23 protein-coding genes and 1 pseudogene are annotated in these 25006 nt (G+C 65.3%); 5 read left to right on the plus strand and 19 right to left on the minus strand.

Going from position 1 to position 25006, the window contains the following annotated elements:
• From AC6I1W_RS11240 to murI, 15 genes and pseudogenes are all read right to left on the minus strand, one after another.
• Positions 1–1143 (minus strand): AAA family ATPase, encoded by a 1143-nt coding sequence (locus tag AC6I1W_RS11240; protein ID WP_171023450.1) that lies wholly within the window; start codon positions 1141–1143, stop codon positions 1–3.
• The gene (locus tag AC6I1W_RS11245; RefSeq protein WP_065860493.1) at positions 1140–2027 is read right to left on the minus strand and encodes an ECF transporter S component family protein; all 888 of its coding nucleotides are present in this window, start codon (positions 2025–2027) and stop codon (positions 1140–1142) included. Before AC6I1W_RS11245 ends, AC6I1W_RS11240 begins: the two co-directional genes overlap by 4 nt.
• Complete coding sequence (locus AC6I1W_RS11250) at positions 2011–3480, minus strand: ATP-binding cassette domain-containing protein (protein WP_221267633.1); 1470 nt, start codon at positions 3478–3480, stop codon at positions 2011–2013. Before AC6I1W_RS11250 ends, AC6I1W_RS11245 begins: the two co-directional genes overlap by 17 nt.
• Positions 3467–4483 (minus strand): hypothetical protein, encoded by a 1017-nt coding sequence (locus tag AC6I1W_RS11255; RefSeq protein WP_138237494.1) that lies wholly within the window; start codon positions 4481–4483, stop codon positions 3467–3469. The genes AC6I1W_RS11250 and AC6I1W_RS11255 overlap by 14 nt, the downstream gene beginning before the upstream one ends.
• Entirely contained in the window at positions 4480–5541 is a 1062-nt protein-coding gene (locus AC6I1W_RS11260; protein ID WP_016665912.1) for a hypothetical protein, read from the minus strand. The genes AC6I1W_RS11255 and AC6I1W_RS11260 overlap by 4 nt, the downstream gene beginning before the upstream one ends.
• Positions 5542–5597: 56 nt before the next feature.
• Entirely contained in the window at positions 5598–6152 is a 555-nt protein-coding gene (locus AC6I1W_RS11265; protein ID WP_016665913.1) for a hypothetical protein, read from the minus strand.
• 61 nt (positions 6153–6213) lie between these two features.
• Entirely contained in the window at positions 6214–8007 is a 1794-nt protein-coding gene (locus AC6I1W_RS11270) for a procyclic acidic repetitive family protein (RefSeq protein ID WP_252905975.1), read from the minus strand.
• Between the two features lie 88 nt (positions 8008–8095).
• Positions 8096–8305, minus strand: coding sequence for a hypothetical protein (locus AC6I1W_RS11275; RefSeq protein ID WP_231933744.1), 210 nt, complete (start codon positions 8303–8305; stop codon positions 8096–8098).
• Positions 8306–9757: 1452 nt separating this feature from the next.
• Positions 9758–10672, minus strand: coding sequence for a prenyltransferase/squalene oxidase repeat-containing protein (locus AC6I1W_RS11280; protein ID WP_252923415.1), 915 nt, complete (start codon positions 10670–10672; stop codon positions 9758–9760).
• A 344-nt stretch (positions 10673–11016) separates the two neighbouring features.
• A complete protein-coding gene (locus tag AC6I1W_RS11285) occupies positions 11017–12435 on the minus strand; it encodes a DNA polymerase IV (protein ID WP_221267635.1) in 1419 nt (472 codons plus the stop codon).
• Positions 12432–12905 carry a dihydrofolate reductase gene (locus tag AC6I1W_RS11290; RefSeq protein WP_016665918.1) on the minus strand — a complete coding sequence of 158 codons (474 nt, stop codon included), beginning with the start codon at positions 12903–12905 and terminating at the stop codon, positions 12432–12434. The genes AC6I1W_RS11285 and AC6I1W_RS11290 overlap by 4 nt, the downstream gene beginning before the upstream one ends.
• A 21-nt stretch (positions 12906–12926) precedes the next feature.
• Positions 12927–13739, minus strand: coding sequence for a thymidylate synthase (locus AC6I1W_RS11295; RefSeq protein WP_221267636.1), 813 nt, complete (start codon positions 13737–13739; stop codon positions 12927–12929).
• 1 nt (position 13740) lies between these two features.
• Positions 13741–14355, minus strand: a complete 615-nt coding sequence (rdgB, locus tag AC6I1W_RS11300) for an RdgB/HAM1 family non-canonical purine NTP pyrophosphatase (RefSeq protein WP_221267637.1) — start codon at positions 14353–14355, stop codon at positions 13741–13743.
• Positions 14352–15116, minus strand: coding sequence for a ribonuclease PH (gene rph, locus AC6I1W_RS11305; RefSeq protein ID WP_221267638.1), 765 nt, complete (start codon positions 15114–15116; stop codon positions 14352–14354). The genes rdgB and rph overlap by 4 nt, the downstream gene beginning before the upstream one ends.
• Positions 15117–15166: 50 nt before the next feature.
• Positions 15167–16020, minus strand: a pseudogene (gene murI / locus AC6I1W_RS11310) (glutamate racemase).
• A gap of 179 nt (positions 16021–16199) precedes the next feature.
• On the opposite strand from murI, the gene AC6I1W_RS11315 reads away from it, so the two are divergent.
• The 3 genes from AC6I1W_RS11315 to AC6I1W_RS11325 are packed head-to-tail and all read left to right on the plus strand — an operon-like array spanning position 16200 to position 19078.
• Positions 16200–16517, plus strand: coding sequence for a FeoA family protein (locus AC6I1W_RS11315; protein WP_036976163.1), 318 nt, complete (start codon positions 16200–16202; stop codon positions 16515–16517).
• Between the two features lie 54 nt (positions 16518–16571).
• Positions 16572–18536, plus strand: coding sequence for a ferrous iron transporter B (gene feoB, locus AC6I1W_RS11320; RefSeq protein WP_249360397.1), 1965 nt, complete (start codon positions 16572–16574; stop codon positions 18534–18536).
• A complete protein-coding gene (locus AC6I1W_RS11325; protein WP_016665925.1) occupies positions 18536–19078 on the plus strand; it encodes a NifU family protein in 543 nt (180 codons plus the stop codon). Before feoB ends, AC6I1W_RS11325 begins: the two co-directional genes overlap by 1 nt.
• Before the next feature lie 3 nt (positions 19079–19081).
• Here the strand turns inward: AC6I1W_RS11325 and AC6I1W_RS11330 are convergent, their stop codons facing one another.
• Both AC6I1W_RS11330 and clpS read right to left on the minus strand, forming a co-directional pair.
• Positions 19082–19642 (minus strand): DUF2017 family protein, encoded by a 561-nt coding sequence (locus tag AC6I1W_RS11330; RefSeq protein ID WP_016665926.1) that lies wholly within the window; start codon positions 19640–19642, stop codon positions 19082–19084.
• A complete protein-coding gene (gene clpS, locus AC6I1W_RS11335; protein WP_036975426.1) occupies positions 19639–19932 on the minus strand; it encodes an ATP-dependent Clp protease adapter ClpS in 294 nt (97 codons plus the stop codon). The genes AC6I1W_RS11330 and clpS overlap by 4 nt, the downstream gene beginning before the upstream one ends.
• Before the next feature lie 74 nt (positions 19933–20006).
• Here clpS and AC6I1W_RS11340 point away from each other — a divergent pair, with 74 nt between their 5' ends.
• Both AC6I1W_RS11340 and AC6I1W_RS11345 read left to right on the plus strand, forming a co-directional pair.
• Entirely contained in the window at positions 20007–21347 is a 1341-nt protein-coding gene (locus AC6I1W_RS11340) for a nicotinate phosphoribosyltransferase (protein WP_497743564.1), read from the plus strand.
• A 196-nt stretch (positions 21348–21543) separates the two neighbouring features.
• Positions 21544–21819, plus strand: coding sequence for an HU family DNA-binding protein (locus tag AC6I1W_RS11345; protein ID WP_016665929.1), 276 nt, complete (start codon positions 21544–21546; stop codon positions 21817–21819).
• A 101-nt stretch (positions 21820–21920) separates the two neighbouring features.
• Here AC6I1W_RS11345 and malQ read toward each other — a convergent pair whose 3' ends face one another.
• Both malQ and AC6I1W_RS11355 read right to left on the minus strand, forming a co-directional pair.
• Positions 21921–24029, minus strand: a complete 2109-nt coding sequence (gene malQ / locus AC6I1W_RS11350) for a 4-alpha-glucanotransferase (RefSeq protein WP_270236482.1) — start codon at positions 24027–24029, stop codon at positions 21921–21923.
• A gap of 85 nt (positions 24030–24114) precedes the next feature.
• Positions 24115–24924, minus strand: a complete 810-nt coding sequence (locus AC6I1W_RS11355) for an RDD family protein (protein WP_036976169.1) — start codon at positions 24922–24924, stop codon at positions 24115–24117.
• Between the last annotated feature and the right edge of the window lie 82 nt (positions 24925–25006).

Consider the following 25006-nt stretch of genomic DNA (forward strand, 5'->3'; position numbering starts at 1 on the left):
TCAGGGAGTGGGCACGGCGCCGAAGATGCCGTCGATGATCTCCTCGACGGGCACCTGGGTGGCGACGGCCTCGAAGGTGAGGATGAGCCGATGACGAAGGATCATGTGGCGCATCGCCCGCACGTCGTCGGGGATCACGTGGTCACGTCCGTGCATGAGTGCGTGGGCGCAGGCTGCCTCGACGAATGCGATGGTGGCACGTGGGCTGGCGCCGTACTCCAGGTAGCGGGCCTGCTCCTGGGGAAGGTAGTCGCCGGCGTGCCGGGTCGCATGGACGATCTGGACGATGTAGTGCAGCAGGGACTCGTCCACGTGGACACGGCGCGACAGGCCCTGCAGCCACAGCACGTCGTTGCGGCTCACCACCGCAGACACGGTGCGTGACTCGAGCGCGCCGGACTTGAGGCGGCGCAACATCTCCACCTCGTCGGCCGGTGAGGGATAGTCGACGATCACCTTGAGCAGGAAACGGTCCATCTGCGCCTGGGGCAGCACGTAGGTGCCCTCCTCGTCGATGGGGTTCTGGGTCGCCAGCACCAGGAACGGGTCGGGCATGGGGTACGTCTTGCCCCCGATCGTCGCCTGCCTCTCCTGCATGGCCTCGAGCATGGCGGCCTGCGTCTTGGCGCTGGACCTGTTGATCTCGTCCAGCAGCACGACGTTGGCATGCACCGGGCCCAGTTCGGTGGTGAACGTGCTGCTGCCGGGGTTGAACACCTGGGTGCCGATGATGTCGCTGGGCAGCAGGTCGGGGGTGCACTGCACGCGCGAGAAACTGGCATCGACGGTGGAGGCCAGGGTGGAGGCCGCCAGCGTCTTGGCCAGGCCCGGCACCGATTCCAGCAGCACGTGACCCCCGCCGATGAGTCCGACGAGCAGTGCCGTGCGCAATGCCTCCTGACCCACGACCTTGGAGTCGAAGGCTCGCGAGATCGTCTTGACGAGACGACGTGCCCGGTCCACCTCCGTGGGGTCGATTCCCGACCCTGCCGTACCGGCCTCGCCCCTCGTGGCGGGCGTACCGTTCCCTGAGCGCCCACCGTTCCTGCCGAACCCGCCATGTCCGTCGGGTTCGCCTCGGCGCGGACGGTTTCCTGCCGTCCAGCCCACCTTCGCCATGTTCATGGTCGTCTCTGCGCTCACGCTGTGTCCTCCTGGTCCGTGAACCATGCCTTCGTCCTTGTCCTTGCCTGTTCCCGTCGCTCGAGTGCCTCGGAACTGATCGGTGTGCTGCGGGTCGCCGGGGCCTCGTCGGTGCGCCGGTCGGGACTGCCCCAGGCGGTGCGCAGCGCCCGGATCGTCGGCAGGCCGATGATGATGACGCCGAGCAGGGTGCACACGCCACGGGTGAGGTCGATCCCCATTGAGGTGCGCACCGAGTAGCGCACGAGCCGTTGGATCGTCTGCGTGCTCGACAGGCCGGTCACGAAGGCGTCGGACCCGTCCTGCCCGACAGTACCGGCCTCGTCGGTGGGCCAGCCGATGAGGTTGAGCATCACGCCCAGCACGGGGCCGCACAGCACGGCGAGTGGCCACGAGACCAACCATGCCGGTCTGGCCGGCACCCGCACCAGCACCGAGCCGATGAGCCCGGTGAGCCCCCACGCCAGCATCTGTCCGGGCAGCGGCGCGTCAACCGTGCCCACCAGCATGCTGGAGACCAGACATGATCCGGCTCCCACGAGGAATCCCGCCGACGGCCCTGCCGACACCCCGACCAGGAAGGGCAGGATGAACACCGGCTCCACACCGAACACCCGCGGCGACATCGTCACCCGCACCAGCGAATTCACCACGACGAGGCACACCAGCAGCCCGACCCGCCAGACCCGACGGCCGTCATCGATCCATCGACACACCGCCAGCAGCACGAGACCGGCCGTGAGGAACACGGTCATCGCCTGGGCCTCGACGGTGGCCTGCTGTCGAGTCCCCGCTCGCATCGAGTCGATGAGCGGGATGGCGAGCCACATCCCGGTCACCACAGCCAGTATCGCCGTGACGACTCCACTACACCAGTTGCGCATGGGCCCAACCTCCCTCCGCAACGGCATCGGCCCCCGGGACCAGGGTCAGATCGGTCGCCCTGACGACGTGACAGCCGGGGAACACCTGGGCCACCTGGGGTGGGCACGGAAGATCGTCCACCACGGAGCCGGGGCGTCCGTCGGCGACGACCTCGTGCTCATCGACGACCAGCACCCGATCGCACCATCGGGCCACCAGGTCGACGTCCCGACACGCCATGATCACGGCCGCCCCCCGCTGCCGCACCGCCTTCACCAGACGATCACCGCTGGCGGCGTCGACCGCCCCACCAGGGTCGATCCACAGCACGACCTCACCACCTGCGCACGCCAGCACGTCGGCCAGCAGACGCTGCTGGCCCTCGCCGTGCTCGACACCGCGACGCGCACCCACCGGCCCCAGCACCTCGTCGGCCAGTTCCATGCTCGTCCCGATCGGGCGATCGGATCGGCGATCGACCAGCTCGCAGGCTCGCCGCACACTCGTCTGACGCAGCAGGGTGCGCAGCAGACGATCCTCCGGGCAGGACGGGTTCACCGTGGCAGCCAGACGACGTGCCACCCGATGCGCCTGGACCGGGTCGTGGGACACGACCCCCAGCACCTGACCGGCACGCACGTCAACCAATGTGCCGGACAGCCGCAGGTCCGCCGGGTCCACGCGGGCGAGTATCGACCCCTCGGACTGTTGCGGGTGGGCACATGACATCGCGGTGACCGCCTCCGCGGCGAGAAGATCGCGGGCCTGGGCCGGATCGGTGAAGAACTGCTCACCCGATCGGGCAGCAATCTGCTGCAGGGGCGTCGGGGGCAGCTGGCTGGACGACCACGACGGGGCAGCCGTCTGCTGGACGTGTCCGTCGACGATCTCCACGACGCTGTCGGCCACTCCCAGGGCGTGTTCCAGGGCATGCTCGGCCCATACGACGATCCGACCCGCCCGGGCCACACGGGCGATGCAGGAGGCGGCACGAGACCGCCACATCGACGTCATGGGTGCCAACACCTGGTCCAGCAGCAGCACCGGTGCCTCGGAGGCGATGCCCTCGACCAGTGCCATGCGGGCCGCCACGCAGGCCGGCATCCGTGCCGCTGGTGTGCCGCACCACCGGGTGAGCCCCAACTCCTCGATGACGCTGCGCAGCTCAACGTCATGGGCTAGACCCTCGAGGTCGATCACGCCTCCCAGCGGACGGTGCCCCACCATCGTCAGGAGGGGACGCAGCTCGGCACGACTCATCTGGTCGATCCGCCGCCCAGACAGTCGGACCACGCCCCGTCGGCGCACCACCTGCCGATCCCGGTACCCTGCGACGAGACGCAACAGGGTCGTCGATCCGCAGCCACTGCGGCCCGTGACGAGGGTGACTCCCTGCCCTGCCCACACACTGACGTCGTCCAGGATCCGGCCGACCCGCGAGACGTCCACACACATCGACTCAACCTCGAGCACGTCGACCTCCAGCGTTGAAGGTGACCGTCACGGCGACCGCACCGAGCACCACGGCGACACACAGCACGACGGGCATCCCGCTGGGCGTCGCCAACGCAGCAGCATCCCCCGTCCACCCCCGAACCAGCCATGCCACGACCGTTGCGATGGCCGCAAGGACGAGGGCGACGTCCACCAGTCGCAGCCGCCCCACCCCGGGCAGCCCGTGCACCATGAGCGCCACCAGACCGGCCAGCGCCCACAGACCGGCAACGATCATCAGGGCACGGTCCCAGTATGGGTCCACGGCGGCAACCTGCCACAGCGTCCAGCCCGTCATGGTCTGACGGACGCACGCCAGCAGCACGACGAGTGTGCCGGCCACTCCCAGCACCCGGCACCAGGACCGGGGCGATCTCACAAGCCGGGCCTCCTCCCATCGATCCTCGATCTCGCGGCCACGATCGATGCCGTCGACCAGGGCCTGCAGACGCGAGGTGCGCAGGCCGCCGCGGCGCAGCCGGACCCGATCGGCCACCGCCACCGAGACGCCCTCTGCCATGCACATCCCCGGAGCCATCACCCGCGCTCCCCGGCCCAGCCAGCACATGGCCAGGTCGAGCCAGTCGTGGGCGGGGCGCAACTGCACCAGCACCGCCCCGGCAACCACTGCCACACACGCCTGCACGGCATGATTGGCGGCGTTCAGCGTCGGGCCGACGTGGACGACACCTCCGATCTGCTGGCTGCCGATCAGGATGGACGGCAACGTCACCACGATGCCGCCGGTGGTCGTCACATGACCCAGCACACCGGCCAGGAGCAGTGCCCAGATGACGACCAGCACCACGCAGATCTCGCGGACAGGCCGCCACACGGCCCGCCGGGGACCACCTGCCACCGCCGCGACCACGCACAGCGCCACCAGAGCCGTCAGTGACACCACGAGTTGATCTGCCATCCACGCCACGGCCACCAGCGAGACGACCCACAGCAGGGCCGTCAGGGGATGCACGCGTTTCATGCTCGTCCTCTCATGATTCGGCGTCCTCGCCATCCGGCACCGGCCATCGCCGCTGCGGCCACCACGGCTCCTGCGCCGACGGCCCCCTGCACGATTCGGTTGCTCGGATGCCTCTCCTCGGCTCCTGCCAGACTCGACGCGCCCCTGTGGCGCGGTTCGCGGAACGTGCCCTTGTAGGGGGCCTGCACGGGGTGGTCCGAGGGAACGACGTCCCAGCTGTGGACCACGATCAACCCGTCACCGCCATAGGTGGTCATCCGCATCTTGTAGCGGTGATGCTTCAGGCCACGAGGCAGCTCGTAGCCAATATCAACCGGCTTGGCGTAGTTGTCCGAGCAAATCCAAGCAGTAGTGGGATCATCCCAGCGTGACTCCACACTGTTACCTTCACAATACCTAGGACCAGGCTTCGGAACCTTGGTCACACTCACCCAGCGCCCCGCATCATTCTGATAGTCGATCTCGTATGCCCAAGCCATCGCTCCAACGACGCGTAGAGCGATCGTCTGGCCGACGGGCTTCTCCAAGCCCCAGCCGTCCCCCAACACGGTGGGTTTCATCGTTCCGTAGGGCACGAAACTGCCTGCCGCCCTGTCGAGGTTGTCCATGGTCACGTCATCGGGCCCCACGAAAACCCACGCGCTGGGTATCTTCGCCGGATCATCCTGAACGGTGGGGAACCCAAAACTGGTGCCCACGATCCCGGTGCCCCCGACGACCACCGGCTTGTCGGCCACGACGAAGCGTTCCAGCTTGGTCAGCTTGCCGTGATCGTCGGTACGCACGTAATAGGCCGCCAACCGCACCCGGGTGCCCGGCTTCCCGGTCACGTCGACCCCCGAATAGGACACCTCCCGTGCATCACCTCCATACACGCTCACAGTGCACTCATAATTGGGATCAGCACATAGCCGACCCGAGACGCCAGCATCCGCATGTGCCACAACCGGCCACCAAGTTGCCACACCAGCAGTCACCACAGCAGCCATCCACGATACCGTTCTACGGGCCTTCACAATCCATCCCCTCTGCAACCCCAACCGTGCAGCCTTTGGCATGACGGAAGGGGATCGGCGAGACCCCCAGACCTCGCCGATCCCCTTCCACTACTCACTTACTTCTTGACAGGAGGGTCGATCGACGGGACTTCCTTTCCGCCCAAGGTCACGCCCACCCACGTGCCAACGCCTTGCTTCGGCGGGGCCCACAGATCCCAGTTCTTGTTGGACTCACTGGCCCAAGAGAACATCCAGTAGGCATTCTTGCCCTGATCGTCGTGAACACCATTGACCGTGTCGATGAAACCCCCCTCCGGGGAATAGGTGATTCCCACCGCCTTGAGCGGCTCGGTCCGGGCATCACCATCGGGGTTGGCCCACTTGCCGTTCTCATTGCACCGCACCAGAATCCGCGACTTCGCCGCGCCATCGGGCCAGTTACCCTCCACAGTCGGCTTCTGCTGATTAGGATCCTTGCTGAAGTCCACGACAACCGTCTGCCCCTTCTTGGCAGCGCAAGCTCCGTCATGCCATCCCGGCCCGGAGGCTGGCCCAGCCGCTTGGGCCGCCCCCGTCCCGGTCACGGCACCAGCGGCCAGCAGCACAGCAACCAGCGGGCCGGTGATTCGTCGGCTCATCGTCGACATTCCCATCTTCTTCTCTGTCATCATTGCATCTCTTCCTTTCACAACAGATGACACGTTTACGGGTGTCCCAACCACCGTCGCCTGGTCAGGCTCCGGTGGCGGGCAGTGCGGGAGCAGCCAGTGAACCGGCATCTGACCCCGGGACTGCAGGTGCCTTCGCGTCACCGTGGCCATCTCGGCCATCGGCTGGCCGCACTGTCGAATCGGGGGGATTCACAGACGCATTCGGAGCAGGGGTGGTGGTCCCACTGGGTTTCGTGTCCGGGGTGGGCAATGGCGTCAGGGTCGGCGTGACGGTACCGGTCGGGGTCGGGGTGCCGGTCGGGGACGCCGTCGGTGTGGGGCTCACCGTCGGGGTCGGCACCACAGTCGGAGTCGGCTCTGGAGTCGGTGCGGGAGCGTCGGCGTACTGGGGCCGGTGCTCGGGTCGGTTCGGGTTGTCGCCGGCGAAATAGAACTTCTTGTCAGGATCATTCGGATATCCTGAGTGCCCATCAGGCTCGAAGCCAATGGCCACGGCCATCCCCTTCACCGGCTTGTCCGTCATCGACGGGAACACGTCAGGATCATTGATCGGTGCACCCGGATAGGACTCCCCCTCCACAACCTTTTCCGGCCACGGCGGCAGGACGCCGTCCTTGTCGGGCACCACCGTCACCGCACCCGCCAAGATCCAGTCACCGTCCGAGGTCTCATCCCCGTTGGGAGTGATCCCCAGGAAGTGGTACCACCCATTGAGGTCCCGTGTCCCGGGGATACCCACACTCGCAGCCCAGTTCGCCGCCTTGAACTTTGCGCCCCACTCGCCACTTGGAGCGTACTTGAGCGGCTCCAAGCCCTTGTGGCAGCGCACCAGCCAGCCATCCTTGACATGATCGTCGGTGTACGTGGTCGTGGCCGGATTCAAATCACCCCGGTCCTTCGGATCCAACGCCGCCATGTCGATGAGAACCGAGTACCCCTCCTCATCCTTGGCGCACCATCCCGGATGCCACTGATCCGCCGAGGCCGTCGGAATCTGCTCCGGCTCGGGGGTTGGATCGGTGGTCTCGCTGGGTTCCGGGTCCGGAGTCGGGAGTGGCGTCAGAGTCGGATCCGCTGTCGGCCCAGCCGTCGGCGTGGGGCTCACCGTCGGCTCCGGAGTCGGTGCGGGGGCCTCGCCGTACTGGGGCCGGTGCTCGGGCCGATTCGGGTTGTCACCAGCGAAATATTCATTAACGGTATTTTTGTATCCAAGAGGGAAAGCAGTGACGGCCACAGCCATTCCCTTCACCGGCTTCTGGATCATCCCACGATAATTCCCATAATAATTCGAGTTCGGCTTACCGGGATAGTCATGACCCTTTTTAACGTTTTCTGGCCATGGCGGCAGGGTACCGTTCTTGTCAGGAACTACCGACATTGTCGCCGTATCAATCCGCTCGTCATTCGAGGTCATACCATACCAAGGAGTGATCCCCAAAAAACGAGATTTCCACTCGGCATGCCGCTGGGTATTCACCTTCCCGGGAATACCCACCGCTGCAGCCCAGTATTCCGCGTTAACCCATCTCTCTGGATTGTCACGCTCGACAGTCTTGATCGGCTCCAGGCCCTTGTGGCAGCGCACCAGCCAGCCGTCCTTGGCATGGGCGTCGGTGAGCTTCGATGCGGTCGGGGCGAGATCACCGCGATCCTTCGGATCCAGCGCTGCGAAATCGATGAGAACCGAGTACCCCTCCTCACCCTTGGCACACCAGCCCGGATGCCACTGATCCGCCGACGCCGTCGGAATCTGCTTCACATCATCGTCATCGGCCCATGCCGGCACGACGAGACCGCCGGCCGCCATCACGGCAGCCAGACCCCCCATCACCCACCTCATCATCGTCTTGCCCATTGATTCACCTTTCTCACCCACACATTTCCTTCACGTGTGGCAGCCTTCATCGAACAACAAAACACACATGCGCCCCGCCGCGGACGTCTCACTCGAACAGGTCGGTACCCACCTCATCGTCCTCACGGTCACGACGCCTACCCCGCGTCATCCACCACGCCACGACACCGGCAGCCACCAGCACACCTGCACCGGCACCCCATGCCCAACCAGGTACCCGACGACGAGCACCATCCGAGGCCGAGGGACCCTGCTGCTCAGAACCCCACACCCGACCATCACCAGGAGACGGCGACACCACCACCCCAGCCGAAACAGACGGAGACGATGTGGCGGATGGAGACACCGAGGGCGACGGAGACGCGGACACCGACGGTGTGGCAGACGTGGACGGAGGAGCCGATGGGGAAGGCGTGCGCGCAGCCTTGCGCACCTGTGAGCTCACCCGGTCACCCGCATGAACATCCTTGTGAGCGTTCCGATGGAAGACTCCATGATGAGGAGTGCCATCGCGACCAAGGGCCCCGCCCACACCTGCACGGTGCTGGCCAGGATGCGGCCTGACAGGAGGAGTCGGCTTGTGAACATGCCGCGGCCTGCGCGGATGCGGCCCGTTCCCCGACCCCGGATCCCGCGTGGGACCACCCGTGGGAGTAGAAGGCCGCGGCCGAGGATTCTTCGGCACACACCCATTCACAGTCCCATCCGAGAACTGCGGCGTCAACGTCCACCCCGGACACGGCTGATGCGTCTGCGGATCCCGGTAGGTCTTCGGATGCAACGCCGCCTCACCCAAACATATATAAGGAGACGCAGCACCAAAGTATTCAACGGGGCGCTTACAGTCTTTGGATGCCCCAAAGTCTCCGAAGGCCACATACAGGATCGACCCGGCAGGCGGCTTAGCACCAGACAGCACGCCCCCATCGTCACTCACGGGAAGTAGCCGGTTGTCTGCGCTCGAGGGCCATGGCCCGTTCCTAGGAGTTCCCGACTTCGGCCACCCGTTCGCCCAGCCCCCGTCGGCATCTGGGCGAATCCACACCCCACCATTCCACTGATGGATAGGACCCAGCACATCACCCTTCGCGAATCGCCTCAATCCGAGAATCTGTGGGTCCGTCGTCATCCGCGCGCTAGATACCTCATCGGTACCCGGTGGATAAACATAATTCTTAAACCGCTGGCCATATAAGCCTACCAACCTAATGACATCATCCCACGCGTCCCCCTCGTAAATCACCGGTGTATTCTTCTTATATACCAGCTTCTTATATACCAGCGGTCCTTCGTAGCACCGAACAATCCAGCCATCAGCAGCAGTGGGTCCAAACTCACGGGTATGCGCGGCGGTGAGCACCCCACGCCTTTCTGGAGGCTCATGGGAATAATCAATAACGACCGTGTACCCTTGCTCACCACGTCGGCACCATCCGTCCCGCCACGTCCCCTCCGGAAGCTCGTCGCCAGCATAATCCAAGGAACGTTGATGCTTCTCAGGCCACGTTCCCTGCCCGGCGGAGGCATGGTTCTCATCCATATCCGCCACCGCCACCTCAGGACCCATAACCCCACACACCACAATGGCCACCAACACCAACGCCCACCAGCGCCGCCGATTCATCAATCCTCCAGTGCCAACAACTCAAATCCACCAGCCCCGTGACCGAAGAAGAATGAACCGTGGGGGAGGGTAGTCCCGGGGACTACCCTCCCGCATCCGGTCACAGATGACCTGGACCATCACCAATCAGTGAATCTGCACCGTCTTGGCCTGATTGGCACCCACATTGTCATAGGACTGCAGACCACGCAGCGCGGGAACCGCCTGCGTGGTCGCCATCATCGGGGAGTACCCGGGGAATGATCCGTCAGCCTGCTGCTGCTTCACGAGCCACGTCTGGCCGGCCACCGCCTGCGCCTTGTGATCCGCATCGCCAGCACGGTACAGTCCTGGTGCCACCCACGCGGTGGTGTTCACATTCGGGCCCTTGCCCTTGGAACCCCATGCACCATCCTGCTTGTCAGCATCGAGACGCTTGACAAGACTCGTGACAGCCTTCTGCTTGTCCGGGGACTCCACATGAGACAGGGCCGTGAGCGTGAGACCATCGGTGTCCGGATCCTCCCACTTGGGAGTCGTGGACGCATAATCGGTGACCGCCGTGAGCAGCTTCTGCGGGATCGGTTTGCCCAACCGCTCCAGAGCGATCATGTCCAACGCCTGATTCGTCGGGTACTCCTTGAACTGGGACGCCTTGGTCACCGGTTTGGCGTAGTCGAACCCGTTATAGGTGGTCGACTCACCAAGAGCCAGCAGGGTGATCGTCACCTTCGCACACCCACCCACATTCGTCTTAGTGCAGTAACTCGGCCCCTGGGTCTTGATGGTGTCCTTGACATTGGCGACGGTAGGCGAATCCTTCCTGCCAGCAGCCACCAACGCCAGAGCCCCATCCAACTGCGGCCCCAACTTGTCCTTGGTCAGATCGGCACTGTGGCCATCGATGTAGTCGGCCGCCCTGCCGGCCTGGGTGGCATAGTCGGCGGGCCCAGACGTCTGAGCTGCCTGGGCAGGGGCCGCCCCCGCTGCGCCTACCATCAGTGCGGCAGCCACCACCGGGCCCACCACACGCTTGCACGTCGTCGTTGCTTCTACTGCCATGGCCACTCCTTGATCGTGGAGCGTTCCGAGGGGAGCCACGGGGCAGCACAGGCGTGACATGCGTCGGTGTCGATCCGTAACCCTCGACGGAACAGGAAACCAATCCCCGCGGTGATCTGGTACTCCGACTTCCACACAAGATGTGGTCACGGTTGCGGGACAGCGCCGGATTCCCACCGACTTCCCCACATCACCTGGGTATCAACCCACCCATTGGGCTGACAGAGAAAAAGATACACCCGTCCCGACAGATGCCATACCCACCCCCCCAAACGCTCACAAAACGCTCATCGACACAGGCATCCACCACGGGAGTCGGGCTTGTGAGCATCCGCCTCGCGAGATCAGTGGGAGGGCTCGTCCCCCGATGAAGTCCTCTCCCCCTCCTCCGGCGGCTGCCATGCCAGGCCCAGGGGGTGCGCCGGGTGCAGGGCCGCGTCGTCCTCGGGAATCGATCGCACCCTGCCGATCGGGCTGCCGCGGTGCTCGAACCGGCACGTGACGACGCCGTGGCCCGATCCCCACACCCAGCCGCGGCCGTACTCGTCGTGAACCACGTCGGCGCCCGGCGGCCACCGTCTGCCGTCGAAGGATCGCCGCCGCCCGAACGGCCCTGGCTGGATCAGTGGGACGCCCTCGCTGACCACGGGGTCGTCACGCAGCTGGCCCTCACCGTCCAGGTCGAACAGCTCCTCCTGGGCCGAGGTGGTGAAGTTCGACACCCCGACCCCCAGCAGTCGCACTCCCTCGCGCAGGTCGAGGGAGTCGAGCATGCGCACCGCCAGGCGGGCGATCCGCTCCGGTGAGTCGGTGGATCCGCTCAACGTCACCGACCGCGACCACACCGTGAAGTCGGCCATCTTCGCCTTGAGCATCACGGTGCGTGCGAAATGGCCGGACCGCTTCAACCGACCACACACCAGCCCGGCGTGCCGCTCGACGATTTCCCGGCACTCCCGGCGATCGGTGAGGTCGTGTTCGAAGGTGTCCTCCACCGAGATGGACTTGGCGATCCGGCTGACGCTCACCGGGCGATCGTCCTGAGCCCGTGCCAGGGCGAACAGGCTCGCCCCGGCGGCCTGACCCAACTCGTGCACCAGCTCCGCCCGACGGGCGGCCCGGACGTCACCGATGGTGCGAAACCCGAGTGTCTCCAAACGTTCTGCGGTCACCGGTCCGACGCCGGGAATGGCCCGTGCCGGTAAGGGTGCGATGGTCTCGGCCTCGGTTCCGGGAGCGACCAAGGCGACCTGATCGGCATGCCCCCGCGACGGCTTGGCCATCTCGGAGGCCACCTTGGCCATGAACTTGCTCGATCCGATCCCCACCGAGCAGCCAAGTCCCTCGGTGCGCTCGGCCACCCGGGCCCGCAGTTCGATCGCCATCTGGCGCAGGGCATCGAGGTCGTCAACGGGCACTGCCCCCGCTTCCAGATCGACGAAGGCCTCGTCCAGGCTGAGGGGTTCGACCAGCGGGGAGAGCTCCCGCAAGGTTGCCATGACGACCCTGCTCGACTCCCGGTAGGCCTCGAAGCGCCCGGACAGGAACGCGGCGTGCGGTGCCAGCCGACGGGCCTGTGCCCCCGCCATCGCGGAGTGGACCCCGAACACCCGGGCCTCGTAGGAGGCCGTCGCCACCACTCCCCGGCCGCCGACCCCGCCGACGATGACCGGTTTGCCGCGCAGGGAGGGCTTGTCGCGCTGCTCCACCGAGGCGAAGAAGGCGTCCATGTCCAGATGGAGGATCGACGCCGTCGGCCTCACGACGTCACGCGGCGGTAACCGACGAAGTCGAATCCGTCACGGGGTTCACGCCGGGTCTCGGCCCACACCGCGGGATCGATGGTCGGGAACCGCGCCGACCCCTCAGGGCTGCGATGCACCTCGGTGATGTCGAGCTCGTCGCACAGGTCGAGGGCATCGGCGTAGATCTGGCCGCCACCGGCGATGTAGCAGATCGTCTCACCGGCGTCCCGGGCCATCTCGACGGCCTCACGCGGGCTGGCGGCGGCGTCCACTCCGTCGGCCGACCACTGCCGGTCGTGGGTGCAGATGATGTGGCGACGCCCCGGCAGCCTCCCGACCTGCTCGAAGGTGCGCCTGCCGAACACCAGGGTGTGGCCCATCGTCACCTTCTTGAAACGGCGGAAGTCCGCGCTGATGTGCCACAGCATGTCCTGTCCGGAGCCGATGACGCCGTTGTCGGCGACGGCAGCGATGGCGACGACCTTCATGGAATCCTCCTGACGAGCCGGTCAGACGGCGATCGGGGCGGGAATGGCCGGGTAGGGGTCGTACCCCGTGAGCTTGATGTCGGAGAGCTCGAACCCGTCGATCTCACGCACCTGCGGGTTGACGGTGAGCTGCGGTGAACTGCGGGGCTGGTGCTGCAACTGCTCGTGCACCTGGTCGAGGTGGTTGAGGTAGAGGTGGGCGTCACCCAGGGTGTGGACGAACCGCAGCGGCTTGAGACCGGTCACCGAGGCGACCAGGTGGGTGAGCAGGGCATAGGAGGCGATGTTGAAGGGCACCCCCAGGAAGGTGTCGCCGGAGCGCTGGTAGAGCTGGCAGCTCAGCCAGGTGGGCTCCCCCTGCTCGTCTGGGGTGACGTAGAACTGGAACAGGGTGTGGCACGGTGGCAGGGCCATCTGGTCGATCTCGGCCACGTTCCACGCCGAGACGATGTGCCGACGCGACCACGGGCTGGTGCGGATCTGCTCGATGACCCGGGCGATCTGGTCGATCGCCTCGCCATCGGTGTCGGGCCAGGAACGCCACTGGTGGCCGTAGACCGGGCCGAGGTCGCCGTCCTCGTCGGCCCACTCGTCCCAGATGTGGATGTTGTTCTCGTGCAGCCAGCCGATGTTGATGTCCCCGCGCAGGAACCACAGCAGTTCCCCGAAGACGCTGCGGGTGTAGATCTTCTTCGTCGTCACCAGCGGGAAACCCTTGCGCAGGTCGAAGGTCATCTGGTGGCCGAAGACGCTGAGGGTGCCGGTGCCGGTACGGTCGGGGCGACGCACCCCCTCGGTGAGGATGCGCTGCAGGAGGTCGAGGTACACCTGCATCTCAGTGGCCTTCCAGGTGGGCGACGACGGCCGGGACGATGGCTCGCACCGCCTGGCCACGATGACTGATGGCGTCCTTGTCCTCGGCGGTCATCTCGGCACTGGTGAGGTTGCCGGGCTGCGCGTCGGGAACGAACATCGGGTCGTAGCCGAACCCGTTGGCTCCTCTGGCCTCGGAGATGACCCGACCCTCCATGGTGGCGACCTTGGTGATCTGCGTGCCGTCGGGGTCGACGAAGGCCATCGCACACACGAAACGGCCACGACGGCGCTCGGGGGCAAGGTCGAAGGTCTGCTCGAGCAGCAGTCGAAGGTTGCGCTCGTCGTTGGCCTGCGGCCCCGACCAGCGTGCCGAACGGATGCCCGGCATCCGGTTGAGGGCGTCGACCTCGAGGCCGGAGTCGTCGGCCAGGGCCGGCAGGCCGGTGTCACGGGCAGCGGCGCGCGCCTTGATGAGGGCGTTCTCGACGAAGGTGGTGCCGGTTTCGGCGGGAGCCGGAGCGTCGCTGACCTCCGCCAGACCGACGACCTCGACCGGGGTGCCGGTCGACTCGAAGGTGCGACGCAGCTCGACCAGCTTCCTGGGGTTGTTGGAGGCCAACACGATGCGGCTCACAGACTCACCCCCAAGGCCTCGGACTGGACCTGTTTGAGGGTGGCACAACCACCAGCAGCGAGGTCGAGCAGTTGGTTGAGCAGATCACGGTTGAACGGAGCTCCCTCGGCGGTGCCCTGGATCTCGACGAAGTCGCCGGTACCGCTCATGACGACATTCATGTCGGTGTCGGCTCGGGAGTCCTCCTCGTAGGCGAGATCGAGCATCGGGGTGCCACCGACGACTCCCACCGAGATGGCCTGCACCGATCCGGTGATGGGTTCCCCGGCCAGACTGCCGCGCTCCCGCAGCCAGTTCACGGCATCGACCAGGGCGACGTAGGCGCCGGTGATCGAGGCGGTGCGGGTGCCGCCGTCGGCCTGCAACACGTCGCAGTCAAGGATGATGGTGTTCTCCCCTAGTGCCTTGTCGTCGACGACGGCGCGCAGGGACCGTCCGACCAGCCGGGAGATCTCGTGGGTGCGCCCGCCGACCTTGCCCTTGCGGGACTCACGGCCGGAGCGCTCATTGGTGGCACGAGGCAGCATCTCGTACTCAGCGGTCACCCAGCCGAGCCCGGATCCCTTGCGCCAGCGCGGCACCCCTTCGGTGACCGAGGCATTGCACAGCACAGTGGTGCGTCCGAAACTCACCAACACCGATCCCTCGGCCTGGGTCAACCAGCCGCGTTCGATCCTGACGTCCCGCAACTGGTCCAGGCGGCGTCCATCAATTCGAGAAGTCTCACTCACGCTGCCAAGGGTAGTGGGAGGGACTGACACGAATCAGGGCTACGACACGGTACGCTCCCCAGGTCACTCAGCGGCGTCACTCAGTCGCGCACGACCGCACGGTCCCCAGAGGATGCCGGTCATCGTGCACCGACTGCACGTCGTGGACGAAACCCTCCATGAGCCGCCGTCCCAATCTCTCGAAGCGCTCTGCATTGCCCGTCGTCAGGAAGTAGCGGATGGACTCGCGTGGCTCGGAGTGCAGCAACCCCGAGTCAGCCATCAAGGAATAGGAAGCCCGCGCACACTGGTGGGAGGAGGAGATGAGGGTGACGTCGTCGCCCAGGACATAGGAAATGAGCCCCGCCAGCAGCGGGTAGTGGGTACAGCCCAGGATGAGGGTGTCGCAACCGGCCTCCCGGATCGGCTCCAGGTAGTCCCGCGCGATGGCTTCCAACTCCCGTCCGCTGGTGATTCCCTCCTCGACGTAGGGGACGAATTTCGGACAGGCCTGGGTCGTCAGGGTGATGCCAGGCACCGCCGCCAGCGCGTCCTCGTAGGACAGGGAGCGAGCCGTGGCCTCGGTACAGATGACGCCGATGCGACCGTTCCGGGTGGCCGAACTGGCTCGGCGAGCAGCCGGCATGATGACGTCAATGACCGGGACGTCATAGCGCTCTCTGGCATCCCTCAACACTGCTGATGACGCCGTGTTACAGGCGATGAGCAGGGCTTTCACGCCGTGAGCGACGAGTCGATCGAGGCACTGCAGGGCGTAGCGACGCACCTCGGCAATCGTCTTCTCGCCATAGGGTGCGCGGGCCGTGTCGCCCAGATAGATGATGTCCTCGTTGGGCATGAGGTCGACGACGGATCGGGCCACCGTCAGCCCTCCGAATCCAGAGTCGAAGATGCCGATCGGTGAGTCGACAACGTCGGAATCAGGTTCGGTCACGGCTGGCAAGACTACCCCGCCCTCGCCGCCAACCGGCCATCCACAGGGTTTTCATGACGTCCACATGCCGAAAAACACCCCCGGTGATGACAATGAGGTAAGGCTTGACTATCCTTTGGGCTGCACCGGGAGTTCCGACGCCGTCATGGAATCACGAAGGAGACGAGATGAGGAAGCAGATACACCGCGGCACCGCAGATGAGGAGACCATCGTGCCGCTCAGCCGCCTGGCCGCTGGCCAGAGCGCGACCATCGAGTCCATTGCACCCGAGTGTGTTGACCACATTTGTCACCGGCTCCACATGCTCGGGTTCGGACAGGGCCGCGACATCACCAAGATTCGCCAGGCACCCTTCGGTGGCCCGATGGTCTTCCACATCTGCGACGTCCAGATGTGTCTGCGTCGAGCCCAAGCTGACATGATCATGGTCCGCCCTGTTCCACAGACCGCATCGCGCCCTGTTGTCGAGGCTCAGCTGTCCGTCGCAGCCGCCTGACAGTCCACTTCCCTTCCAACCCTTCCTGCGCGATGACACGCGCCCATTCGAGGACTGCCCATGCCCACAACCGTCACGTGCCACACCGATCCCACCGTCGAGCTGTCGACGGGATCACCCAAACTGACTCTGGTCGGCTCTCCCAACGGTGGCAAGACGTCGATCTTCAACCACCTCACGGGTCTGCACGCCAAGACCGGCAACTACCCCGGCGTCACCGTCTCCCGCAGCACCGGTGTGTGCCACATCGACGGTGACGAGTACGGCATCGAGGATCTTCCCGGGACGTATTCACTGACCCCCATCTCCCCCGACGAGGCCATTGTCGCCGAGGCTCTGGATGGGACGATCAAGGGCGTCCAGGCACCTGACGCCGTTCTGGTGGTCGCCGATGCGACGGCCCTGCGCCGATCCCTGCTGCTACTCGCAGAAACCCTGGAGCGAGACCTCCCCACAGCGGTCGTCGTCACCATGGCTGACGAGTTGCGACGCCGCGGCGGCAGCCTCGACACCGCAGCCTTGTCCCAGGCACTGGGCGTACCAGTGGTCTCCGTGGTCGCCAACCGTGGCATCGGCATCGGGGAACTACGTCACCTCATCAGCGAGTGGCAGACCTGGAGCCGTCCCCCCATTCCGCCGCCCACCGCAGCAGAGGAGCTGACCGGATGGGTCGACTCGACCCTTGCCAGCGCGGGGTACCAGGATCCCCAGCCCGACTCTCGCACCGAGCGCATTGACAAGGTCCTGTTGCACCCGGTGTGGGGAACGATCGTCTTCTTCCTAGTGATGTTCCTATTCTTCCAGGCACTGTTCACGTGGGCAGCGCCCTTCCAGGACGCCATCGATGGCTTCTTCGGTTGGCTCGGCGGCTGGGTTGACGACCACGTCTCCAACCCGATCCTCGCCGGTCTGCTGGGCGATGGCATCATCGGCGGCGTCGGAGCCGTACTCGTCTTCGTCCCACAGATCCTGCTGATGTACCTACTGCTGGCCCTGCTGGACGCCGTGGGCTACATGTCACGGGCAGCATTCCTCATGGACAAGGTGATGAGCCGTGCCGGGCTGGAGGGACGAGCATTCGTGGCCATGCTGTCCTCCTTCGCCTGCGCCATCCCCGGGGTCATGGCCACGAGAACCATCCCCTCGGCCAAGGACCGCATCGCGACGATGCTCGGCGTCCCGCTGGCTACCTGCTCGGCCCGACTGCCCGTTTACGTGCTGCTGGTCGGCATGCTCATCCCCGACGCCACCCGCATCGGCCCGTTCTCCGGGCGAGGTGTGGCGATGTTCCTGCTCTACCTGCTCGGCGCGGTGTCGGCGATGACGGCGGCCTGGGTCGTCAAGAAGATCACCGATCGCTCCGGCATACTCCTGCCCTTCTACATGGAAATGCCGCCATATCGGATTCCCACACTGCGCTCGGTGGGCATCGCGATGTGGGAGCCCACCAAGGCCTTCCTGCACAAGGCTGGCACCATCATCATGCTGACGACCATCGTCATCTGGGCCCTGACGACCTTCCCGATGCAGTCTGACTCCGAGCTGTCAAAAGCGGGTGTCGACCCGCGCGATGACGTCGCCGTGGCGGCCTACACCATGGATCACTCCATCGCTGCTGGTGTCGGCAAGGCCGTCGAGCCGGTCTTCGAACCGCTGGGATTCGACTGGCGCATTGACGTCTCCCTCATCGGATCACTGGCTGCTCGAGAGGTGGCCGTCTCCACCCTGGGCCAGATGGCTTCAGCCACCGACCCAGAGGACGATGCCGAGGTGGCCCAACAGCTGGACCGTTGGACGTGGACGCACGGCGACCACGAGGGCGAAAAGATCTTCACCCCGGCAACCATCGTTGCCCTCATCCTCTTCTTCGCCTATGCCCTGCAGTGCATGTCCACCATTGCCATCATGAAACGAGAGACCGGCGGGTGGAAGTGGCCGGCGGTCGCCTTCGGCTACATGTTCGCGCTGGCGTGGATCATGGCCCTCATCGGTCGTCTCGTGACGAATCTGGTGATCTGATGAAGCTTGCCTCGCGTCCTTCCACGGCCATTCACCCGGAGGCGACGGCTGACCCCGCGACCCTGCGTTGGGTGGTGTCGGGGGTGAGCCTACCCTTCGCCGGTGAATTGGTGAGCGCGCCTGGTCTCGACGAGTTCCTGGGACGGGTGCACGTCGAGGTGACGGTTGGTGCCGTCATCGCCACCGTCCTCGAGGACAGCTGGGAGCGTATCGGTGGCGACTTCCGGACCGCTCTGACGATGGCTCTCGAAAGGACCGACGACTGGAGCGGTGGACCCGATGCCCAGATCCTCGACGAAGCCGAGACCCTGAGATGGTGCGCCGACGAACTCATCGCTGGCCCTGTCGGTGCCGTGGCTGCCATGCATGGTGGGTCGATCGAACTGGTCGACGTCACGGTCGACAACGGGCAACGCACCGTCGCCGTGGCCATGAAAGGTGCCTGCCGGGGGTGCCCGGCAGCTCTCATCACCTTGCACCAGCGGCTGGAACACCAGCTCAGCCTGAGGCTGCGCGAGCCGGTGACTGTCCACGAGATCTGAGCCCTACTCCGACAACTCCACCTCGACGAGCACCTCGACGACAAAACCGAGCCACTCGTAGACACACTCCTCCTCGGCCTCCAGCTCCTCCTGGGCGACCCGGGCGACCTCGTCAGCGGTGATCTGGTCAGTGACACCCAACCTGGCCGCCATCATTCCCCGCAGCGCATTGACGGTACGAAGCCACCGCTGAGTCGTCACCGGATTCATGGGGACACGGCCAGTTCGGTGCAATGCCTCCAGATCAGTTCGCAAGGCCTCGGCATCCTCACAGCGCGCGGCGACCTCCTCGGCGTCATGACTGGCATGAAACTGAGCGTCGGCAGCGTCGTCGTCGCGGTAGGCGCTCGGCAGGATGGCGCGACGCACCTCGTCGTCCTCCTGAGGGCCGCAAAACTGGCTCTCCCAGAAGGCGAACGGGTCTGCCCCCGAACTGTCACGAGCGGTGGTGGTGCGCAACCGCGACAAGGCCTCGACGTAGTGCCCCAGGGCGATCTCGATGCCGATGGTCTCGCGGCGCTCCAGGTACCAGACCCACTGATTCCGGGTACCCTCAATCCTCATTCCTGCCCGCCCTTTTCGACCGAGGCCTGCAATCCGTAGCCATGCATGGCGTGCGCCGCGATCTCCATCTCCTCCTTGGACCCCTCGGCCACCGTCGCCCGGCCCTGGTTGTGGACCTGGATCATGAGCTGCACGGCTTTCTCGCGCGGGTAGCCGAAATACCTCATGAACACCATCGTCACGTAGTCCATGAGATTCACCGGGTCGTCCCAGACGACGGTCGTCCACGTCGATTCCTCATCGGTGAGACGGTCGGTCCGTGCCATGGGTTCCACGGTGGTTGCAGACATGTGCCCATTCTGTCACCACCGGGGGCACCTGAACCCCGCCAACGGGGACGCCCCATCCCCCTAAACTGTGGCCCATGTCGACCGCACTGTTCACCGACCATTACGAGCTGACTATGATCGAGGCTGCCATGGCGTCAGGAACCGCCGACCGCCGCTGCGTCTTCGAGTTGTTCCCACGTCGTCTCCCCGAAGGCCGCCGTTACGGCGTTGTCGCCGGCACTGGACGTGTCCTCGATGCGGTGGAGGACTTTCATTTCACCGACGAGGAGGTCTCCTTCCTGGAGAAGACCGGGGTCGTCGGCCCGCACATGGCTGAGTGGCTGTCGAACTACCGTTTCACCGGATCCATCCATGGTTACGCTGAGGGCGATCTTTACTTCCCAGGATCGCCGCTCCTCACCGTCGAGGGCACCTTTGCCGAGGCCTGCGTTCTCGAGACCCTGCTGCTGAGCATCTACAACCATGACTCCGCGATCGCCTCGGCGGCCTCCCGCATGGTCATGATGGCCGAGGGCCGCTCCATCATCGAGATGGGCTCTCGTCGTACCCATGAGGAATCCGCCGTCGCCGCTGCTCGCGCCGCCTGGATCGCTGGATTCGGCCCGACCTCGAACCTCGCTGCCGGCATCCGCTACGGCGTCCCCACCTCCGGCACCGCTGCCCACGCCTTCACCCTCCTCCACGACACCGAGGAGGATGCCTTCCGTGCCCAGCTCGCCGCCTATGGGGAGAAGACCACCCTGCTGGTGGACACCTACAACATCGAGAACGCCGTGCGCACGGCCGTCCGCCTCACCGAAGGACGCCTCGGCGCGGTCCGCATCGACTCCGGAGACCTGTCCATCGCCGCCCGCCAGGTCCGCGATCTGCTCGATGACCTCGGTGCCACCAACACCCGCGTCATCGTCACCAGCGACCTTGACGAGTGGCAGATCGCCGCCCTGCGTGGCGCCCCCGTCGATGGCTTCGGCGTCGGAACCTCCCTCGTGACAGGCTCGGGAGCGCCGACCTGCTCCTTCGTCTACAAGCTGGTCGCCCGCGCGATCTCGAACGCTCCGGACGCCGAGCTGTTGCCGGTGGCCAAGAAGTCGTCTCACAAGAACACCGTGGGAGGACGCAAGTACGCGGTGCGACGCATCGGCTCAGGTGGTACCGCCACCGCCGAGGTCGTCAGGGTGGGCCAGCAGCCGACCGCCGACGCTAACGACCGCAACCTCATCGTCCCCCTCGTCGTGAATGGCGAAGTCGTGGGCCGTGAGCCTCTGGAAGCCGCACGTAAGCGTCACCAGGCTGCCATAGCCGAGCTGCCGATCTCCGGACGACGTATCTCCCGCGGCGACCAGGCCATTCCGACCATCATGGTGAAGCAGGGAAATGACGGCGCTGATACCGTACTCGGCGCCTCGTTGTCCTGAGTAATCCGGCACTGGCTCAACCGGCCGCTCCAACTACTCGAAGTGTGACAACCGGGTAAACACTGGCCCGAAATGGGTGGAAAGCCCGCTGTTAAAGCGCATCTGGGCTTGACTGAAGACCAACACCCGCTAATGTCCTTGAGTAGGGAAACGGCAAGAAGCCGGAAACCGCACACAGTCCATCTGAGGAGACCCCATGACCAAGTCCGAGCTCATCAAGGCCGTCGCCAAGCAGGCCTCGCTCACCGAGGCCCAGACCAACGAGGCCGTCAAGGCTCTCACCGACGTCATCACCAGTGCCCTGGCCAAGGGCGAGAAGGTGCAGCTTCCCGGTCTGTTCACCGCCGAGGCCGTCGAGCGTCCCGCTCGCAATGGTCGCAACCCCCGCACCGGCGAGTCCATGACCATCCCCGCTCACAAGGCTGTCAAGATTTCGGCCTCCAGCACCCTCAAGAAGGCCGTTGCCGACTGAGCGACTGACACGGGTTGTTGACCCGTGATCAAGCATTCGGGGTCCGATGCCATCAAGCGTCGGACCCCGGTTTCACATCTCCTACGACCAAAGTCAGCCGATCACTTCTCGTTCATGACCCCGGACAGTCGCGCGGCCCTCTCATCGGTGAAGACCTCCTCGAGCCACATCGGCGAGCCGTCCGGATGGCTGAGAGGCACCCGCCAGTTCGGGTACTCATTGGTGGTGCCAGGAAGGTTCTGAGTACGTCGATCTCCCACGGCATCGGTGAGGGTGACGTTGAGGACCTTAGCCGGCGTCTGGGTGAGCATGCGGTGCATCGCCAACACGATCTCTTCCTCCGAGGGGTCGTCCCCTTCCAACACTCCACGCGCCCGCAGGATGCCGATCCAGGTCTCGGTCTGGCGGGCTGCCTCGGCCCGCTCGTGCTCCAAGGACTCTGTGAGCAGTCCGAGCTCGTTACGCACCTCGACGTGGTCACCAGCGAGGTAGCCAGTGGTGGGCGGGAGGTCATGAGTGGTCACCGAACTCATGGCGTACTCACGCCACTGTTCGGGAGCCAGAGGATGGCCGTCCTCGCCATTCTCGAACCACAGCACCGAAGTACCCATGATCCCCCGCTCACGCAGATACGTGCGCACCCACGGCTCGACGGTGCCCAGGTCCTCGCCCACGACGAGGGCGCCGGCACGGTAGGCCTCCAAGGCCAGGATACCGACCATGGCCTCATGGTCGTACCGGATGTACGTTCCCATGCACGGGCCAAGACCGGCTGGGACCCACCACAGCCGGAACAGGCCGAGGATGTGGTCGATACGGATACCGCCCGCATGTCGCAGGGCCGCCCGCACCATCTCACGGAAGGGCTGGTAGGCCATGTCGGCCAACATGTCCGGACGCATCGGCGGCTGACCCCACTCCTGACCGGCCTGGTTGAAGGCATCAGGCGGGGAGCCGACGGAGACACCGTCGGCAAAGAGTTTACCGAGCATCCACGCATCTGCTCCGGCACCCGAGACGCCGACAGCCATGTCACAGATGAGGCCCAGGGACATCCCGGCGTCAAGTCCGGCCGACTGGGCGGCCGAGAGCTGCTGGTCAGCAATCCACTGCAGCCACATGAAGAAGTCGACGCGATCCTCGTGAGCGCGCACGAACTCCGAGACGGCTCGGTTGCTGGGACGTTGGAACCCTTCGGGCCATTCGTGCCAGTCGTTGCCGTAGACCTCGGTCAGCGCACACCAGGTGGCCAGATCGACCAGACGGGTGCCGCGCAGCCTGCGGAAGGCCTGGTAGGACAGCTCCCGCGACCCTTCCAGACCGAGGGCGTGGACGGCCTCGAGGACCGGCAGCTTGGAGTCCCAGGAACGGTCACGGTCGATCGTCTCAGTGGTCGCAGCCGCATGAGCCTGGGCGGAGCGGGCCTTGGAACACTCGTAGGAGTCGAGGTCTGAGAACTCAGGAATGATCTCAGGGCGCACGTACAGCGGGTTGAGGAAGAGACGGCTGCAGGGCAGATACGGTGAGGGCTCGATCGGGGAGACGACCTGGCTGGCATGCAATGGGTTGACGAGCATGTAGTCCGCACCCTGGGTTGCCGCCCAGGTGGACAGATCCGCCAGATCCGCCAGATCGCCCATTCCCCACGACCCCCGAGACCGCGTGGAGTACAGCTGCACCGCATGGCCCCAGACCCGGGACGAGCCCATTGACCTCGGCAGACCGAGCCAGTTCGGGGAAACCACCAGGGTCGACGTGGCGCGATGATCAGCCGTCGTCGCGACGATGGTGTGGTAACCCAGCGGAAGGTCAGCCGGGATGCCGAAGGTGGCCTCACCGATCCAGCGTCCCTCGACCCGGCGATCCGGGTTCCAGTTGTCGACCTGCCAACACCCACGATGATGACCGTCCTCACAGATGATGTGAACATCGACCCACTCCCCGGCATTGACGTGGACGTCGACGCGTCCTTCCTGCCCCTCGCGCAGCACGACGATTCCAGGCAGGACACGACGCCAGGTGCGGTTGGCGACCTCTCGGCATGCCTGTTCGGCCAGCTCCGGGGTTGACGCATCGATCCCGAGCCCGGCAAGGACGGCGATGACGGTCGCCTCCTCAACCTCGATGTACTGGCCCTTCCAGTCGTGGTAATCACGAGCGATGCCGAAGTGATCGGCCAGAGTCGTCAGGTGGGGATCTGTCAAGGACATGACGGCCTTTCGGTGCCCCAGCGTGGGGGCGGGATCAATGCGGACGGATTGTGGGGACGACATCGTCGCCCCGTCTAGACGAAACTCACTCGGCGTCGAGCTGGCGGACCGGACGAACCACCTGAGTGCCGGCAATGGCGTCGTGAATGGTCTGGCGAGACCGCTGCCACAGCGGCATGAGATAACTGAACGGAGTCAACAACACAATGACCTGGTTACCAATCTCCACACAGGCCCAGGCCGTGGCACGGACAAGGGCACGCCACCACACCAGTCGGCGATGGTCTTTGCCCTGATTAGTGGTCACGACGCGCAGCCCGCAGACAAGCTGGCCAACCGAACCGGCGCAGGTCGCCAACATGATGAACTGGTAGATCGCCTGGGCGATGATGACGGCACCAACAAGATTCGTCATGTCGTAGACGAACCCTGCATCACTCAGCGACTGCGTGGTGATGACGTCAGACGGGCTCGCCCCCGCGCTGATCCTGCGCATCGATTCGTCGAGGAACGCCTGGTAGCTGGCCATAATGCTGGCGATCTTCTCGTGCATGGTGATGCCAACAACGGCCCACATCAGGACGAAATCGATGACGGTCGACAAGGCTCGCCACCACCACCCGGCCAGGGGCACACCGTCAGCGGTGGTGCCCCACTTGTTGCGCGGCGGCGCTACCTCTCCGTGCCGCGGCGCAGCGGTCGTCTGACGCGGGGACGACGGTACCCGTGAGACCGGGGCCAGCGTCTCAGGCACATGACCGGTGACATGACGCGGTTCGGGTTCCGGCGGATTCCGCAGATTGCGGGTCCATCGTTCGCCGTCCCAATACCGCTCCTGATCACTTCCGGCAGGGTCGGGGTACCAGCCCATGGGGGGAGGAGTCGCATTCGTCACCGGTCCATTCTCCCACGATGGGCCCATGATGCTAATTACGTCCGCTGCCAGCTGGACTCGTCGTCCTCCGTGGTCAGGCATG

This window comes from Cutibacterium sp. KB22876 (assembly GCF_059728865.1).